A 15,253-nucleotide genomic window follows, 5' to 3' on the forward strand; every position below is an offset into this window, starting at 1 on the left:
CGCCGAGGTCGGCCACCTGGCGGATGCCGTCCAGCAGGCCACCGGTGACCACGTCGAGGTCGCCTTCGTGGACCAGGGCTACACCGGCGAGCGCCCCGCCCTGGCCGCCGCCGAGCACGGCATCCAACTCGAGGTCATCCGCCACCACGAGGCCAAGCGCGGCTTCGTGCTCCTGCCCCGCCGCTGGGTGGTCGAGCGTTCCTTCGCCTGGGCCACCCGCTTTCGCCGCCTCGTCCGTGACTACGAGCGCCTCCCCGAAACCCTCGCGGGCCTGCATCTCGTCGCCTTCGCCTGCCTCATGCTCAAGAACCTCCTCAACCTGGAGCAGGTCCACAACAGCCTCTAGCGGGCTGACCCGGCCCGTCGCGCGGCTGGCGGCCTGGGCAGCGGGCCGTTGGCGCGGCTGGCCGGCGGCACGGACCGTCCCGCCGGACGCGCCCGCCGGCGAACCGCCACCCCGGTTCTCCCCGAGGCGTGCCGGGCGGCGCCCGCAACTGGCGCGCCCGGCCGGGCGTTCGAAGCGGACCCCAAAACCACGGAACCCAGCCGATGCCCGGAACGTCACGGATCCTCGTCGCCGCCCTGGCACTCAGCCTCGGCCCCCTCGCCTCCGTTGCCCTGGCCCAGGCGGTGGTGCCGCCCACCACCGAACCGGGGGCCGGCCCGGCCCGGCCGCCCAGCGCCGGCGAGCCCAACCTGCAAACGCCCAACCCCAAGGCCGCCGACCTCGGCGCCTATCGCGGCATGCTGCAGACCGTGGAACAGCAGGTGCGCGACTCCCTGGCCAAGGTGGAAGGCGGCGCCCGCCCGACCCAGACCGGCGCCATGTCGCCCGACGCCATCCAGCTGATGCAGTCGGTGATCAACGCCCGCGAAGCCGTCGGCCGCGCCCCCGCCAGCTTCGAGAACAACCCGACCTTCGGCGAAGTGTCGCGCCACATGCGGGAGCGTTTCGCCAACCTGAACCGCGGCCGCATGGAACAGTCCGAGGTCACCGAGGCCGGCCGCGACATGCTGCAATCCCTGCAGCGCCTGCGCGCCGCGGTGGACAGCGCCGGCCCGGCCTGAGTAGGAATCCCCCGGTCGGCTCCGGACCGGCCGGTCCGGGGTCCCGCAGGGCGCCGGGCCCGTGTCCTTCCGGCAGCTGCCTTGGGCCAAGGCGGGCTTCCACCCGCCCGAAAATCTTCTTGCCACGTAATGTACGAACTAGTACGTCCGCAATCACGGCACGGAAGGCGCTACGGGCGTCCCAACCGGCCACCGGAACAGGAGGAAACCCATGTCCCTGAATCGCCGCGACCTCGGCCGTGCGGCCCTCGGCGCCGTGCTCGCTACCCCGCTGGCCCGCGCCGCCCTGGCCCAGGGTACCCCCGCGCCGGCGGCCAGCAACGCCCCCTTCCCCAACCGCCCCGTGACCCTGGTGGTCGGCTGGGCCCCCGGCGGCTCCACGGACTTCGTCGCCCGCCTGCTCGCCCAGGGCATGAGCAAGGAACTCGGCCAGCAGGTGGTGGTGGAAAACCGCGCCGGCGCCTCGGGCACCATCGGCCACGTCTTTGTCGCCCGCGCCCGGCCGGACGGCTACACGCTGCTGATGGGCGTGAACTCCACCTACGCCATGGCCACCCACCTGTTCCCGCAGAAGGGCTACGACGACGCCCGCTCCTTCGCGCCGGTCGGCCGCGTTGCGGAAACCCCGATCTTCCTCTGCGCCTCCAACCAGCTGGGCGTGCGCGACGTCCAGGGTCTGATCGCCGCCGCCAAGCGCCAGCCGGGCAAGCTGAGCTACGCTTCCTCCGGCGCCGGCTCCTCCGCGCACCTCGCCACCGAGCTGTTCCTGAAGATGGCCGAGATCGACGTGCTCAACGTCACCTACCGCGGCGGCGCGCCCGCCGTGCAGGCGCTGCTGACCGGCGAGGTGCAGATGGCCTTCGTGGACGCCGTCACCGCCCTGCCGCTGATCGCCGCCAAGTCCGTGGTGCCGCTCGGCGTGTCCTCCCTCCAGCGCAACCCGCTGGTGCCCGAGATCCCCACCGTGGCGGAATCCGGCCTGCCGGGCTTCGAGTGCTCCTCGCAGTTCGCGCTGCTCGCCCCCGCCGGCACGCCCGAGCCGATCATCGGCCGCCTCAGCACCGCCATGCTCGCCACGCTGCGCGACCCCGACACGCTGGAACGCCTGCGCCAGGCCTCCAACTTCCCCACCCCCGGCAGCCCCGCCGAGTTCCCGGCCTACCTCGCGACCGAGAGCAGCAAGTGGGGCGAAGTCATCCGCACCCGCGGCATCACCGCGGAGTGACACCGCCGGGCGGCCGGGGGCTCGCTCCCTCGGCCGCTGTGGGGTGGGTGCTCGATGGTTCGACCGTGGCCAGGAGGCTCTGCCTCCTGGACCTCCGCCGGGGAGTTTAAACTCCCCGGACCCCACGTTTAGCGCTCCGCGAGGAGGGGCTGTGGGATACGGTTCGCCCGTGGCGTAACGTCGGTCATGGCCCCTCCTCGCGGAGCGCTCATGAGGTCGAGGAGCCTAAGCTCCTCGCGGGGTGTCCAGAGGGGCAGAGCCCCTCTGGCCCCGGCCCGAACCACCAGGCCCACCCCGCTGCCACCGCGGGGCGCGGGCTCCCGTCCTCCGGTGCGTCGCTCCGCGGCGGGCCATGCGCGTGCAGGGTGTCGTTCATGACGGATCCGCTTCCGCTCTCCATCGCCACGGTGTGCCTGGGCGGCAACCTGCCGGACAAGCTGCAGGCGGCCGCCGCGGCGGGCTTCGCGGGGGTGGAGATCTTCGAGAACGACCTGCTGACCTTCGACGGCACCCCGGCCGAGGTCGGGCGGATGGTGCGCGACCTCGGGCTGGCGGTGACGATCTACCAGCCCTTCCGCGACTTCGAGGCGCTGCCCGAGCCCCGCCGCGCCCAGGCGCTGGACCGGGCGGAGCGCAAGTTCGACGTGATGCAGGCGCTGGGCACCGACCTCGTGCTGGTCTGCTCCAACACCCAGCCCGCGGCGCTGGACGATCCCGCCCGCGCCGCCGCCGACCTGCGCGAGATGGCCGAGCGCGCCGCCCGCCGCGGGTTGCGCGTGGGCTACGAGGCGCTGGCGTGGGGCCGCCATGTGAACCGCTGGCGTCAGGCCTGGGACATCGTGCAGCGGGCCGACCACCCGGCGCTGGGGCTGATCGTGGACAGCTTCCACACCCTGTGCCTGAACGACGACTTCCGCGGCATCGCGGACATCCCCGGCGACCGCATCGCCTTCGTGCAGCTGGCCGACGCGCCCAAGCTGGACATGGACGTGCTGTCCTGGAGCCGCCACCACCGCTGCTTCCCCGGCCAGGGCGACCTGGACGTGGCCGGCTTCACCCGCGCCGTGCTGGCGTCGGGCTACCGCGGCCCGCTGTCGCTGGAAATTTTCAACGACGAGTTCCGCGCCGCCCCCGCCCGCGCCCATGCCCGCGACGGCCTGCGCTCGCTGCGCTGGCTCACCGCCGGGCTGGCCGCCGCACCCGACCCCGTGCCGGCCGTGGCCGCCGCCGCCCTGCCGCCGCCCCCCGCCCTGGACGGCATCGAGTTCCTGGAATTCGCGGTGGACGAGCCCAGCGGCAAGTCCCTCTCCGGCTTCCTCGGGCGCCTGGGCTTTCACCACGCCGGCACGCACCGCTCCAAGGCGGTGGAGCTGTGGCGCTCCGGCGCGGTGAACCTCGTGCTCAACGCCGAGCCCGACAGCGCCGCGGCGGAACGCTTCGCCATGCACGGCCCCTCCATCTGCGCCATGGCGCTGCGGGTGGACGACGCGTCCCGCGCCCTCAGCCGCGCCGAAGCGCTGCTAGCGCCCAGCTGGCGCGAGCGCCTGGGCGAGGGCGAGCGCGCCATCCCCGCCCTGCGCGCCCCCGACGGCACGCTGGTGCACCTGGTGCAGCCCGACCCGTCCGGCCGCTCGATCTGGGAGGACGACTTCCGCCTCGACCCCGCCCCGCCCGCAGGCCCCGGCGCCTTCACCGCGGTGGACCACGTGGCGCAGGCGCTGGAGCCCGGGCAGATGGACCGCTTCGTGCTGTTCTACCGCGCCATCCTCGGCCTGCAGGCGGAGCCGCTGCTGGAACTGCCCGACCCCTACGGCATCGTCCGCTCCCGCGCGATGGTCAGCGCCGACGACGCGGTGCGCCTGCCGCTCAACGTGAGCGAGAGCCGCCGCACCGCCACCGGCCGCTTCGTGTCCGCCTCTTCCGGCGCGGGCGTGCATCACATCGCGTTCCGCAGCACCGACGCGGCCGCCGCGGTGGCCGCCGCCCGGGCGCGCGGCGCCGCCCTGCTGCACATTCCCGAGAACTACCGCGACGACCTCGCCGCCCGCTTCGGCCTGGACGACGCCGCGCTGGAGGAGCTGCGCCGCCTGGAACTGCTCTACGACCGCGACGCCGCGGGGGGCGAGTTCCTGCACGCCTTCACCGCCTCCTTCGCCGACCGCTTCTTCCTGGAGGTGGTGGAGCGCCGCAACGGCTACCGCCAGTTCGGCGCCGCCAATGCTGGCGTCCGCCTGGCCGCCCAGGCGCGCTACCACCTGGCCGGGATGGGCGCGGAAGGGTGACGGTGTCGGCGGCGTCCGCGGCCCCGGCAGCGTCAGCGGCCCCGGCCGCCGCGCCGCGGTGGGCGCCGGCCGAGGCGCGGCCGGCGGCCTCGGCCTCCGCCCCGCCGCCCTCGGCTCCGGCCATCGCCCCGCTGCCGCCCCCGCCCGCCGGGCGCCCCGCGCCGCCCGGCGCAGCCCCCGAGCCCCCGCGCGCGTTGCATTCCCGACGCGGCGCGATATCAGGGGCGCCGTCGCGGGCATGGCTCGCCGGGGCAGCCGGGACTAGGTTCGCGCCGAAACGGGGGGAATGGTTCCGCGCATGTTCCTGAAAGCCGGCGATCTCGAAACGCACCTGCAGGTGGAAGGCCCGCCCGGCGCCCCCGCCGTGCTGATGCTGCACAGCATCGGCACCGACGGCCGCGTCTGGGACCCGCAGGCCGCCGCCCTCGCCCGCACCCACCGCGTGATCCGCCCCGACCTGCGCGGCCACGGGTTGTCCGGCACCCTGCCGGGCGAGGCGGGCATGGCCGACCTCGCCGCCGACGCGCTGGCGGTGCTGGACGCGCTGGGCGTCCACGCCGCGCACGTCGTGGGCCTCAGCATCGGCGGCCGCGTGGCGCTGGAGATCGCGGCCACCGCGCCGGACCGCGTGCTGTCCCTGGTGGCCTGCGACACCGCGCTGGAATTCCTGCCGCCGGAATCCTGGCAGGCCCGCATCGACGCCATCCGTGCCGGCGGCATGGCCGCCATCGTGGACGGCGTCATGCCGCGCTGGGTGCTGGACCAGTCCTCCGCGTCCTCGCAGGGGTTGCGCCGGATGCTGCTGGCGACCTCCGTGGACGGCTACGCCGCCTGCGCCGCCGCCCTGCGCGACGCCCGCGCCGCGCCGCTGCTGGGCCGCATCAGCACCCCCACCACCGTGATCGTCGGCGCCGACGACCCGGCCAGCCCGCCGGACAAGGCAGAGGCCATCCGCGACGCCATTCCCGGCGCCAAGCTGGTGGTGATCCCCCGCGCCTCGCACATCCCGACCTTCGAGGCGGCGGAGGCTGTGAACGCCGCCCTGCTGGCGCATTTCGCCGGGCTGGTCGGCAGCGACCCCTTCGAGGCCGGCATGGCGGTCCGCAAGGCGGTGCTGGGCGAAGCGCACGTCGCCCGCGCTTCCGCCGGCATCACGCCGCTGGACCAAGCCTTCCAGGACTACATCACCCGCAGCGTCTGGGGCTCTATCTGGACCCGCCCCGGACTGCCGCGCCACACCCGCTCCCTGCTGACGCTGGCCGTCACCGCGGCGCTGGGGCGGGAGGGCGAGTTCGCGCTGCATGTCCGCGCGACCCGCAACACCGGCGTGTCGCCGGAAGAGATCGCGGAGGTGCTGCTGCAGGTCGGCGCCTACGCCGGCGTGCCAGCCGCCAACCACGCGCTGAAAATCGCCAAGGACACCCTCAAGCAGATGGAGCAAGGCGCATGAGCGACATCCTCGGCTACCGCCAGCCCAAGGCGGGCACGCAGCCGGCCTACAACTCGCCGGAATACGGCTCCACCCGGTACCGCCACCCGCAGGCGGGCCTGCTGGAACTGCCGCATACACTGACGGAAACCAGCTCCCCCCGCTTCTCGCCCGAGCGCTACCCGGAACGGGTGGACATGACGGTGCAGAAGGACGGCTCCCACGCCATGGGCGAGCGCATCATCGTCGCCGGCCGCGTGCTGGACGAGGACGGGCGCCCGATCCGCAACGCCATGGTGGAAGTCTGGCAGGCCAACGCCGCCGGCCGCTACAACCACGAGGGCGACCAGCACGACGCCCCGCTGGACGTGAACTTCGACGGCCGCGGCCGCGTCTTCACCGATGCCGAGGGCTGGTACCGCTACGTCACGATCAAGCCGGGCGCCTATCCCTGGCGCAACCACCACAACGCCTGGCGCCCGAACCACATCCACTACAGCCTGTTCGGCGCCGGCTTCGCGCAGCGGCTGGTGACGCAGATGTACTTCCCCGGCGACCCGCTGCTGCCGATCGACCCGATCTTCAACACCGTGCCCGACAAGGCCGCGCGCGACCGGCTGGTGTCCAAGTTCGACCTCGACCTGACCGAGCCGGAATGGGCCCTGGGCTACCGCTTCGACGTGGTGCTGCGCGGCCGCGACGCCACGCCGATGGAGGACAACCACGACCATGGCTGACGCCACCGAGACCACCACCCCCGAACAGGGCGCCACCCAGGTTCCCATCGCCTCTGCCGCGCAGACCGCGGGGCCCTACTGGCACCTGGTGGACTTCCCGGAATGGGCCGACACCACCCGCCACTTCGCGGGGCAGGTGCCGCCGGGCGAGAAGATCACCCTCACCGGCCGCGTCACCGACGGCGCCGGCGAGCCGGTGGGCGACGCCATGATCGAGATCTGGCACGCCGACCCCAAGGGCGAATACCCCGACCCCGAGGGCCCGCCGGGCGAGTTCCAGGGCTACGGCCGCTGCGCCACCAACCGCGACGGCTCCTTCCGCTTCGTGACGCTCAAGCCCGGCCCGGTGCCGGTCAGCGGCCGGCCCGGCGAGAACGCGAAGCAGGCGCCGCACATCGCCCTGGCGGTCTTCGCCCGCGGCCTGCTGACCCACCTCTCCTCCCGCCTGTACTTCGAGGGCGAGGCGCTGAACGACAGCGACCCCGTGCTCTCCTCCGTGCCCCCGGCGCGGCGCGGCACGCTGATCGCCAAGCAGGTGGAGCCCGGCACCTGGAACCTCGACCTGCGGCTGCAGGGCGAGAACGAGACCGTCTGGATGGCGGTGTGACCCGATGAGCGTGAACCCCGCCGACGGCGCCGTGCTGGGCGCGCTCTACGGCACCGACGCCATGCGCGCCGCGGTGGGGGAGCGCGCCCTGCTGTCCCGCATGCTGGACGTGGAAGCGGCCCTGGCCCGCGCCGAATCCCGCCTGGGCATCATCCCCGCGGAGGCCGGTGCCGCCATCACCGCCGCCGCCCGCTTTGACATTCTGGACCTGCCCGCGCTGGCCGTGTCCACCCGCAACACCGGCTATCCCGTGGTGGGGCTGGTGAAGCAGCTGACCGCCGCCGCCGGCGCGGAATCCGGCCGCTGGACGCACTGGGGCGCCACCACCCAGGACATCGTGGACAGCGCCACGGTGCTGATGCTGCGCGACGCGCTGGACCTGCTGGGCACGGAACTCGACCGCCTCTGCGCCGCCCTGGCCGCCCGCGCCCTCGAGCACCGCGACACGGTGATGGCCGGGCGCACCCACCTGCAGCACGCCCTGCCCGTGACCTTCGGCTACAAGGTCGCCGTCTGGCTCTCGCCGCTGCTCACCGCCCGCGAACGCTTGCGCGAGCTGCGCCCCCGCGCGCTGCGCGTGCAGTTCGGCGGCGCCGTCGGCACCCTGGCCTCGCTGGGCGACCGCGGGCTGGAGGTGCTGCGCGAGCTGGCGCGCGAACTGGACCTCGGCGAGCCCGAGATCCCCTGGCACGTCGCCCATGACAGCCTGGCCGAGGCGGTGTGCTGGTGCGGCCTGCTCTGCGGCAGCCTGAGCAAGATCGCCACCGACATCATGCTGCTGATGCAGACCGAGATCGCCGAGGTGGCCGAGCCGCACGCCCCCGGCCGCGGCGGTTCCTCCACCATGCCGCAGAAGCGCAACCCGATCGCCTGCGAGTACGTCCTGGCCCAGGCCCGCGGCGTGCACGCCCTGGTGCCGCAGATGCTGGCCGCCGTGGCGCACGACCAGGAACGCGGCACCGGTCCCTGGCAAGCCGAGCCGCTGGCCCTGCCCCAGGCCCTCCTCCTCACCCACGGCGCCCTGAGCCAGGCCGTGCTGGTGGCCGAGGGCATGACCGTGGACGCCGCCCGGATGCGCCGCAACCTCGACAGCACCGGCGGGCTGATCGTGGCGGAGGCCGTGATGATGGGCCTCGCCCCCGTGCTGGGCCGCGGCGCCGCCCACGACGCCGTGCACCACGCCTGCGACGTCGCCCTGGCCGAAGGCCTGCCCCTGGCAGAAGCCCTGGGCCGCGACGACACCGTGTCCTCCCGGCTCGACCCCGCCGCCATCGCCCGCCTCACCGACCCCGCCGGCTACCTCGGCAGCGCCGGCGCCTTCGTGGACCGCGTCCTGGCCCGCGCCGGCTGATCCTGGCCGCGTCGGTGCGGTGGCGCGGTTCCCTCGCCCGGGTGGCTTCGGTTGGTCTTTGGTGTTCGGGCCTGGGCCAAGGGGGCTCTGCCCCCTTGGAGCCCCCGCGAGGAGCTTAGGCTCCTCGACCTCATGAGTGCCTCCGGCGGGGGCGGGCTCGGACAGGTTTATCCGGGGGGCCAACGTTGGCCATCCCGCCCCCGCCGGAGGCACTCAACGTGGGGTCCGGGGAGTTTAAACTCCCCGGCGGGGTCCAGGGGCAGCGCCCCTGGCCGACGCCCGAACACCAAAGACCAACCGAGACAACCCGGACAGAGAACTGCAGCCGCCGAAACCGGCGCAGCCGCGGCCGGATCAGGCGTAGCTGGTGCCGACCGCGTGGTGGCCGGTGCGGTTGTTCTGGGTCAGGTCGATGCCCAGGCGCTCCAGCGCCGTGCTGACGGCACGCAGCGTGTCCTGGCGCACGTTGCGCCGGCCCAGCTCGATCCTGGAAATGGTGGAAGGTGACAGGCCCGCCGCTTCGGCCAGCTGATGCTGGTCGAGCCCGGCCAGCATGCGTGCGGCCGCGATCACCCGGCCCCGCGCGATGAGGGGACTGAACTGCATGTGGATCTCCGATTTTCCCGTGGGTGGAAGATGGTGATCCGGCACTTCCGTTTCAATTCCCGAACAGCGCTAACCCACGGAAGCGGCAGGGCTTTCCGCCCCGATCCGGCCCCTGTTCCGCGCCACGGCGGCACGCGGCGCGGAAGGCCGGGCAAGCACTGGCCACCGCCGTCGCGGCGCCGTTCGGGAACGGCGCCACGGTTCCGGCGGCGCCCCGCCGGGGCCTGCCGGCGCGGCGCTTACGCGCCCCGCGGCTCGCCCCGCCAGGCCAGCAGCCGCATGGCATTGGCGGTCACCAGCACGGTGGCGCCGGTGTCGGCCAGGATGGCCGGCCACAGCCCCGTCACCCCCAGCACGGTGGTCACCAGGAACACCAGCTTCAGCCCCAGCGACAGCGCGATGTTCTGCCGGATATTGGCCATCGCCGCGCGCGACAGCCGCACCAGCCCGGCCACGTCCCCCACCCGCCCGTGCAGCACCGCGGCATCGGCGGTTTCCAGCGCCACGTCGGTGCCGCCGCCCATGGCGATGCCCACATCGGCCGCTGCCAGCGCGGGGGCGTCGTTGATGCCGTCGCCGATCACCGCCACCACCTGCCCGCGCGCCTGCATCTCGCGCACCAGGCGCTGCTTGTCCTCCGGCAGCAGTTCCGCCCGCACCTCCAGCCCCAGCAGGCCGCCCAGCGCCGCGGCGGTGCGGGGGTTGTCGCCGGTCAGCATCACCGGCGTGATCCCCGCCGCCTGCAGTGCCGCGATCCCCGCCGCCGCGTCCGGCCGCGGCTCGTCGCGCAGGGCGATCAGCCCGGCCACGGCGTGGCCCGCCAGCAGCACGGACACCGTCGCCCCCGCCGCGTGCAGCGCCGCGACCTCGGCCTCCTGCGCCTGATCCAGCGGCACGCGCGCGGCCGCAGCGCGCGCCGAGCCCAGGAATAGCGCCTCGCCCTCCGCCGTGCCGGCCACGCCCTGCCCGGCCAGCGCCCGGCTGCCCACCGCCGCCGGCACCGCCACGCCCCGCGCCGCCGCCTGCGCCAGGATGGCCACGGCCAGGGGATGGCTCGACCCATTCTCCAGCGCCGCGGCCAGCCGCAGCACCGCGTCCTCGTCGCGGCCGTAGCCGCGGATCTCCGTCACCACCGGGCGGCCGGGGGTCAGCGTGCCGGTCTTGTCGAAGGCGGCCGCGGTGACGGAGCCCAGCCGTTCCAGCACCGCCCCGCCCTTGACCAGCAGCCCGCGCCGCGCCCCCGCCGACAGCGCGGCGGCGATGGCCGCGGGGGTGGAGATCACCAGCGCGCAGGGGCAGCCGATCAGCAGGATTGCCAGGCCCTTGTAGACCCAGCCGTTCCAGTCGCCGTCCCACAGCAGCGGCGGCAGCACCGCCACCAGCACGGCGACGGCCACCACCGCCGGCGTGTACCAGCGCGAGAAGCGGTCGATCAGCCGCTCGGTGGGCGCCTTGCTTTCCTGCGCCTCCTCCACCAGCCGCACCACGCGGGCGATGGTGTTGTCGGCCGCCGCCGCGGAAACCCGTAGCCGCAGCACCGCGTCGCCGTTCACCGTGCCGGCGAAGACGCCGTCGCCCGGCACCTTGCGGCGCGGCACGCTCTCGCCGGTCACGGGGGCCTCGTTCACCGCGCTCTCGCCCTCCAGCACCACCCCGTCGGCGCCGATGCGGTCGCCCGGGCGCACCAGGATCGTGGCGCCCACCGGCAGGGTGGCGACCGGCACCTCCTCCAGGCGGCCGTCGCGTTCCAGCAGGGCAACCGCCGGCACCAGCCCGGTCAGCGCCTGGATGCTGGCGCGGGCGCGGCCGGCGGCCACGCCTTCCAGCAGCTCGCCCACCAGGAACAGGAACACCACGGCGGCGCCTTCCTCGCCGGCGCCGATGATCGCGGCGCCGATCGCGGCGATCGTCATCAGCATCTCGATGGAGAAGGGCGTGCCCGCCAGCGCCGCGGTGGCCGCCCGCCGCGCGATGGGCACCAGCCCCACCAGCATCGCCGCCAGGAAGAACCATTCGCCCGCGCCCGGCAGCACCTGGCCGGCGAGATAGGCGGCCACCAGCGCCACGCCGCTGGCGATGGTCAGCAGGCCCTTGCCGCTGCGCCACCAGGGGCCGGTGGTCGGGCCGTGGTCGTGCCCGTGCAGCCCGCTCAGGCCGCCCGCGGCATGGTCATGGCCGTTCTTCGCCGCGCCCCCAGGTCGCGCGCCGTGATCGTGACCGCTGGCATGGTCGTGGCCATGACCATCGGCGTGGTCATGGTGGTGTCCGTGGCCATCGGCGTGGTCATGGCGATGCCCCTGGCCATCAGCCTGCGCCTGGTCATGCCCGCAGGCATGGGCGCGTCCCTGGTCGTGCCCGCGGCCCTGTTCGCCCGCCGCAGGGATGGGGGTGATGCTGTAGCCCAGCCCCGCCACGCGCCGTTCCAGCGCGGCCAGGTCGGTGTCGCCGCTGTGCCGCAGGTTCAGCGTGCCGGCCGTGACGGAAACTGCCGCCTCCTCCACGCCGGGGATGCGCCGCACCGCCGTGTCGATCTTGGCGGCACAGCCGGCGCAATCCATCCCGCCGATCCGGTAGCGGCTCCGCGTCGTCGTGGCGGTCATGGCGGCACCCCTTTCCTGCAGTGCCGCGAGAGCTACATCCTCTAGCCACTCGAGGAGCAAGCCCCGATGTTGCCGCCCGTTCCCATCGGCGAGGCCGCCCGCCACAGCGGCGTGAAGGTCCCCACGATCCGCTACTACGAGGAGATCGGCCTCCTTCCCGCCCCCGCCCGCACCGACAGCCAGCGCCGGCTGTTCGACGCCGCCGACCTCCGCCGCCTGGCCTTTATCCGCCACGCGCGCGAGCTGGGCTTCGCGGTGGAGGCGATCCGCACCTTATTGTCCCTGCAGGACGACCCGCAGCACTCCTGCGCCGCCGCGGACGAGATCGCCCGCGCCCGCCTGGGCGAGGTGGAAGCGCGCATCGCCCGCCTGCAGGCCCTGAAGGCCGAGCTGGAGCGCATGCTCAGCCAGTGCGCCTCCGGCCAGGTGTCGAATTGCCGGGTGATCGAGACCCTGGCCGACACCAGTCACGGCCACGGGCGCCTGGCCTGATGCGCGTACCGGCCGGCGCGCCGCGCCCCCCTCCTGGCGGACACGCCGACCGTGGCGGGACCGGCCCGGGCCGGACCCTGCCCGGCAACCCAATGGCCGGGGCAACGGTTCCGTTCATTCCGGGCACAGTGTTTGCCCGCTACGATGCGCCCGCGACTCATCACGGGGAGACCGGCTTGTTCCTGCTGCGCTGGATCAGCTTCGGGGGGCGGATCTCCCTGGGGGCCTACTGGCTGACCTACGTGCTGCCGCTCTTCGCCCTTTACTGGATCGCCTTCGGCATCGACCTGGCCCTGTTCGGCGCGCCCACCTGGATCAGGGTTCCCACGCCCGTGCCCACGGTCCAGGCGGCCCCGGCGCAGTACACCCTGCACCTGGGCGGCCCAGTCACGGCCGTGTGGTCCTGGGCCTCCGGGCTGCCGGGACTGGCCGGCATGACCAGGCGTTGGCACGACCGGGGACGCAGCGGGTGGTGGAACCTTCTCGTGCTGGTGCCGGTGATCGGCTGGATCTGGCTGTTCATCAGCCTGGGCTGCCGCGACGGCACGCGCGGGCCGAACCGCTACGGACCCGACCCGCTGGAACGGCCAGCCTAGGAATTCCCCGCAACGATCCGGCCTGACCGGGACGCAGCCACCCCCGCGCGATGCCCCGCCGGATCAGGGCTTCGGCGCAGCGTTCACGCGGCGGCCGATCTCCTGGGCGATGCGGGCCTGGTCCGCCACGAAGCGGGCGAAGTCGTCCGGCGGCATGGCCACGCCCTCCAGGCCCAGCGTGTCGAACTGCGCCTTCACCTCCGGCTCGCCCACCGCAGCGGCCACGGCGGCCTGCACCTTGCGCACCACGGCGGGCGGCGCGCCGGCCGGCATCCACAGGCCGAACCAGTTCACCACCTCGAAGCCCGGCAGCCCGGCCTCGTCCATGGTGGGGGTATCGGGCATGCCCTTCCAGCGCTTGCTCCCGGTGATCGCCAGGGCGCGCAGCGCGCCGCTCTGCACGTGCTGCAGGGCGATCTGCGTGCCCACGAAGAACATGTCGATCCGCCCGGCGAGGAGATCCGTGGTGGCCTCCGCCACGCCGCGATAGGGCACGGACAGGATGTCCGTCCCCGTCATGGTCTTCATCACCTCGGCGGGGATGTGGCTGGCGGTGCCGTTGCCGGCATTGCCGTAGGTCAGCTTGCCCGGCTCGCGCTTCGCCAGCGCGACCAGCTCGGCCACGCTGCGGGCCGGCACGGCGGGATGCACCACCAGCGCCTGGCCGAAATTCTGCGCGGCCAGCGTGACGTGGGTGAAGTCGCGCACGGGGTCGTAGGACACGTTGTCGTTGAACGGCACGATGTTGGTGTGCGAGGCCGTGGTGAACAGCCAGGTGTAGCCATCGGCCGGCTGCCGCGCGACAAAGGCCGTGCCCACCAGCCCGCCGCCGCCGGCGCGGTTGTCCATCACCACCGGCTGGCCCAGCGTGGCCGTCAGCCGGGGCAGGATGGCGCGCAGGATCAGGTCCGGCGGCCCGCCGGGCGGCGAGGGCACCACCACCCGGATCGGCTTGTTGGGGAACTCCGCGGCGCCCTGCGCCCAGGCCCCGGCGCCCCAGCCCGGCCCGGCGAGCCCCAGCTTGGCGGCGCCCAGCCCGGCCGCCCCCAGCATCCAGTTCCGTCGGCTCCATCGCGGCATGTTCACGCAGCTTTCCCTTTTCGCATCGGCCGGAACGCGGTTCCCGGCGGGCCAGCCCCCGCCCGCGCCGGCCCGGTGTTCTGTAAAGCGCATGCACGCGGCGGACCGGTTTCGCGCCCCGCCGCGGTCGGCGTGCTCAGCCCAGGCGCACCGGCCCCTGCGAGCGGACGGATTCCAGGATGGCCTCCAGCAGCGCCACGTTGTGCACGGCGTCGCCGCCCGGCAGCACCAGCGGGCGGCGCGCGGCCACGGCTTCGGCGAAATGCTCCAGCTCCGCGCGTTCCGTGCTGGTTTCGGGGAAGCGGATCACCTCCGGCCGCTGCTTGACCGTGATGGCGTTCCGGTCGAGCCGGCACAGGCGCAGCTCCCAGGTGGTCAGGTGCTCGACATCGCCCACCTCCACCCAGGCCTCGCTGCCGAAGACCTGCATCCGCCAGGTTTCCGCCGTGGCGATCACCGTGGCGAGGGTGCCCGTGGCCCCGCCGGCGAAGCGGAACAGCATCGAGGTCGTGTCGTCCACGCCGAAATCCTGCACCAGCCGGACGCTCTGCGCCGTCACCTGCTCGACATGGCCGGCCAGGAACAGCATGGCGTCCACAACATGGACGCCGCGCCCGGTCATGCCGCCCGCCGGCACCTCCTCGCGGTCGTGGCGCCAGTGGCCCTTGGGGAAACGGTAGGCGCTGGGGCCGCAGAAATTGCCCTCGATATGCAGCACCCGGCCCAGCGTGCCGTCGTCGATCAGCTGGCGGATGCGCTGCAGCGCCGGCTGGTAGCGCCAGTTGTAGCCCACCCCCAGAGTCACCCCGGCCTCGGCGCAGGCGCGCGCGGCGCGCTCGGCGCTGGCGGCATCCACGCCCAGCGGCTTCTCGCTGAACACGTGCTTGCCCGCCGCGGCGGCAGCCACGATCTGTTCGGTGTGCAGGGAGTGCGGCGTGGCCAGCACCACCGCGTCCACCTCCGGGTCGGCCAGCACGTCCTCGAAGCGCGGCAGCAGCCGCATGCCCTGCGCGGCGGCGAAGTCGCGCGCCTTGTCGGGGGTGCGGGTGGCGGCGGTGGTGAACCGGATGGCCGGGCTGCGGCCCTGTACGCTGCGGACGAGGTTCTGTCCCCAGGTGCCCAGCCCGATCATGGCGGCGCGGATCATGCGTGCGTGTGTCCTCGGCGGTGGTGGGTGACG

14 protein-coding genes are annotated in these 15,253 nt (G+C 73.9%); 10 read left to right on the forward strand and 4 right to left on the reverse strand.

All coding sequences use genetic code 11. The annotated features are described in order from the left end of the window. From ACLIBK_RS05610 to pcaB, 8 genes are all read left to right on the forward strand, one after another. Positions 1-346: transposase (locus ACLIBK_RS05610; RefSeq protein WP_415386250.1), on the forward strand; the 346-nt coding region annotated here is incomplete at its 5' end. A 203-nt stretch (positions 347-549) separates the two neighbouring features. Beyond that, entirely contained in the window at positions 550-1,068 is a 519-nt protein-coding gene (locus tag ACLIBK_RS05615) for a hypothetical protein (protein ID WP_415386251.1), read from the forward strand. Between the two features lie 211 nt (positions 1,069-1,279). Then, the gene (locus ACLIBK_RS05620; RefSeq protein WP_415386252.1) at positions 1,280-2,293 is read left to right on the forward strand and encodes a Bug family tripartite tricarboxylate transporter substrate binding protein; all 1,014 of its coding nucleotides are present in this window, start codon (positions 1,280-1,282) and stop codon (positions 2,291-2,293) included. Between the two features lie 374 nt (positions 2,294-2,667). Further along, a complete protein-coding gene (locus ACLIBK_RS05625) occupies positions 2,668-4,575 on the forward strand; it encodes a bifunctional sugar phosphate isomerase/epimerase/4-hydroxyphenylpyruvate dioxygenase family protein (protein ID WP_415386253.1) in 1,908 nt (635 codons plus the stop codon). Between the two features lie 298 nt (positions 4,576-4,873). Beyond that, complete coding sequence (gene pcaC, locus ACLIBK_RS05630) at positions 4,874-6,025, forward strand: 4-carboxymuconolactone decarboxylase (protein ID WP_415386254.1); 1,152 nt, start codon at positions 4,874-4,876, stop codon at positions 6,023-6,025. Further along, positions 6,022-6,741 (forward strand): protocatechuate 3,4-dioxygenase subunit beta, encoded by a 720-nt coding sequence (gene pcaH, locus ACLIBK_RS05635; RefSeq protein WP_415386255.1) that lies wholly within the window; start codon positions 6,022-6,024, stop codon positions 6,739-6,741. Before pcaC ends, pcaH begins: the two co-directional genes overlap by 4 nt. Next, on the forward strand, positions 6,734-7,348 hold the full coding sequence (gene pcaG / locus ACLIBK_RS05640) for a protocatechuate 3,4-dioxygenase subunit alpha (RefSeq protein WP_415386256.1): 615 nt from the start codon (positions 6,734-6,736) through the stop codon (positions 7,346-7,348). The genes pcaH and pcaG overlap by 8 nt, the downstream gene beginning before the upstream one ends. Before the next feature lie 4 nt (positions 7,349-7,352). Further along, entirely contained in the window at positions 7,353-8,699 is a 1,347-nt protein-coding gene (gene pcaB / locus ACLIBK_RS05645) for a 3-carboxy-cis,cis-muconate cycloisomerase (RefSeq protein ID WP_415386257.1), read from the forward strand. A gap of 354 nt (positions 8,700-9,053) precedes the next feature. On the opposite strand, the gene ACLIBK_RS05650 is transcribed toward pcaB, so the two are convergent. Next, the gene (locus ACLIBK_RS05650; protein ID WP_415386258.1) at positions 9,054-9,305 is read right to left on the reverse strand and encodes a helix-turn-helix domain-containing protein; all 252 of its coding nucleotides are present in this window, start codon (positions 9,303-9,305) and stop codon (positions 9,054-9,056) included. A 239-nt stretch (positions 9,306-9,544) separates the two neighbouring features. Then, positions 9,545-11,905 carry a heavy metal translocating P-type ATPase gene (locus ACLIBK_RS05655; RefSeq protein WP_415386259.1) on the reverse strand — a complete coding sequence of 787 codons (2,361 nt, stop codon included), beginning with the start codon at positions 11,903-11,905 and terminating at the stop codon, positions 9,545-9,547. Between the two features lie 66 nt (positions 11,906-11,971). Between ACLIBK_RS05655 and ACLIBK_RS05660 the strand changes: the two genes are divergently transcribed. Further along, complete coding sequence (locus ACLIBK_RS05660; protein ID WP_415386260.1) at positions 11,972-12,397, forward strand: MerR family transcriptional regulator; 426 nt, start codon at positions 11,972-11,974, stop codon at positions 12,395-12,397. Between the two features lie 176 nt (positions 12,398-12,573). Next, positions 12,574-12,993: a DUF805 domain-containing protein gene (locus ACLIBK_RS05665; protein ID WP_415386261.1), complete on the forward strand. Its 420-nt coding sequence runs from the start codon at positions 12,574-12,576 to the stop codon at positions 12,991-12,993. Between the two features lie 63 nt (positions 12,994-13,056). On the opposite strand, the gene ACLIBK_RS05670 is transcribed toward ACLIBK_RS05665, so the two are convergent. Beyond that, positions 13,057-14,073 carry a tripartite tricarboxylate transporter substrate-binding protein gene (locus tag ACLIBK_RS05670; RefSeq protein ID WP_415386262.1) on the reverse strand — a complete coding sequence of 339 codons (1,017 nt, stop codon included), beginning with the start codon at positions 14,071-14,073 and terminating at the stop codon, positions 13,057-13,059. A gap of 136 nt (positions 14,074-14,209) precedes the next feature. Further along, a complete protein-coding gene (locus ACLIBK_RS05675; protein ID WP_415386263.1) occupies positions 14,210-15,220 on the reverse strand; it encodes a Gfo/Idh/MocA family protein in 1,011 nt (336 codons plus the stop codon). Between the last annotated feature and the right edge of the window lie 33 nt (positions 15,221-15,253).

It is taken from the genome of Roseomonas sp. BN140053, assembly GCF_047690175.1.
GTDB lineage: Bacteria > Pseudomonadota > Alphaproteobacteria > Acetobacterales > Acetobacteraceae > Roseomonas.

Excerpts from the sequence above, each read along its gene's own strand:
- ACLIBK_RS05660 (WP_415386260.1), top strand. The coding sequence starts at position 11,972 with ATGTTGCCGCCCGTTCCCATCGGCGAGGCCGCCCGCCACAGCGGCGTG.
- pcaC (WP_415386254.1), top strand. The coding sequence starts at position 4,874 with ATGTTCCTGAAAGCCGGCGATCTCGAAACGCACCTGCAGGTGGAAGGC.
- pcaG (WP_415386256.1), top strand. The coding sequence starts at position 6,734 with ATGGCTGACGCCACCGAGACCACCACCCCCGAACAGGGCGCCACCCAG.
- ACLIBK_RS05650 (WP_415386258.1), bottom strand. The coding sequence starts at position 9,305 with ATGCAGTTCAGTCCCCTCATCGCGCGGGGCCGGGTGATCGCGGCCGCA.
- pcaH (WP_415386255.1), top strand. The coding sequence starts at position 6,022 with ATGAGCGACATCCTCGGCTACCGCCAGCCCAAGGCGGGCACGCAGCCG.
- ACLIBK_RS05615 (WP_415386251.1), top strand. The coding sequence starts at position 550 with ATGCCCGGAACGTCACGGATCCTCGTCGCCGCCCTGGCACTCAGCCTC.
- ACLIBK_RS05675 (WP_415386263.1), bottom strand. The coding sequence starts at position 15,220 with ATGATCCGCGCCGCCATGATCGGGCTGGGCACCTGGGGACAGAACCTC.
- ACLIBK_RS05620 (WP_415386252.1), top strand. The coding sequence starts at position 1,280 with ATGTCCCTGAATCGCCGCGACCTCGGCCGTGCGGCCCTCGGCGCCGTG.
- ACLIBK_RS05625 (WP_415386253.1), top strand. The coding sequence starts at position 2,668 with ATGACGGATCCGCTTCCGCTCTCCATCGCCACGGTGTGCCTGGGCGGC.
- ACLIBK_RS05670 (WP_415386262.1), bottom strand. The coding sequence starts at position 14,073 with ATGCCGCGATGGAGCCGACGGAACTGGATGCTGGGGGCGGCCGGGCTG.
- ACLIBK_RS05655 (WP_415386259.1), bottom strand. The coding sequence starts at position 11,905 with ATGACCGCCACGACGACGCGGAGCCGCTACCGGATCGGCGGGATGGAT.
- pcaB (WP_415386257.1), top strand. The coding sequence starts at position 7,353 with ATGAGCGTGAACCCCGCCGACGGCGCCGTGCTGGGCGCGCTCTACGGC.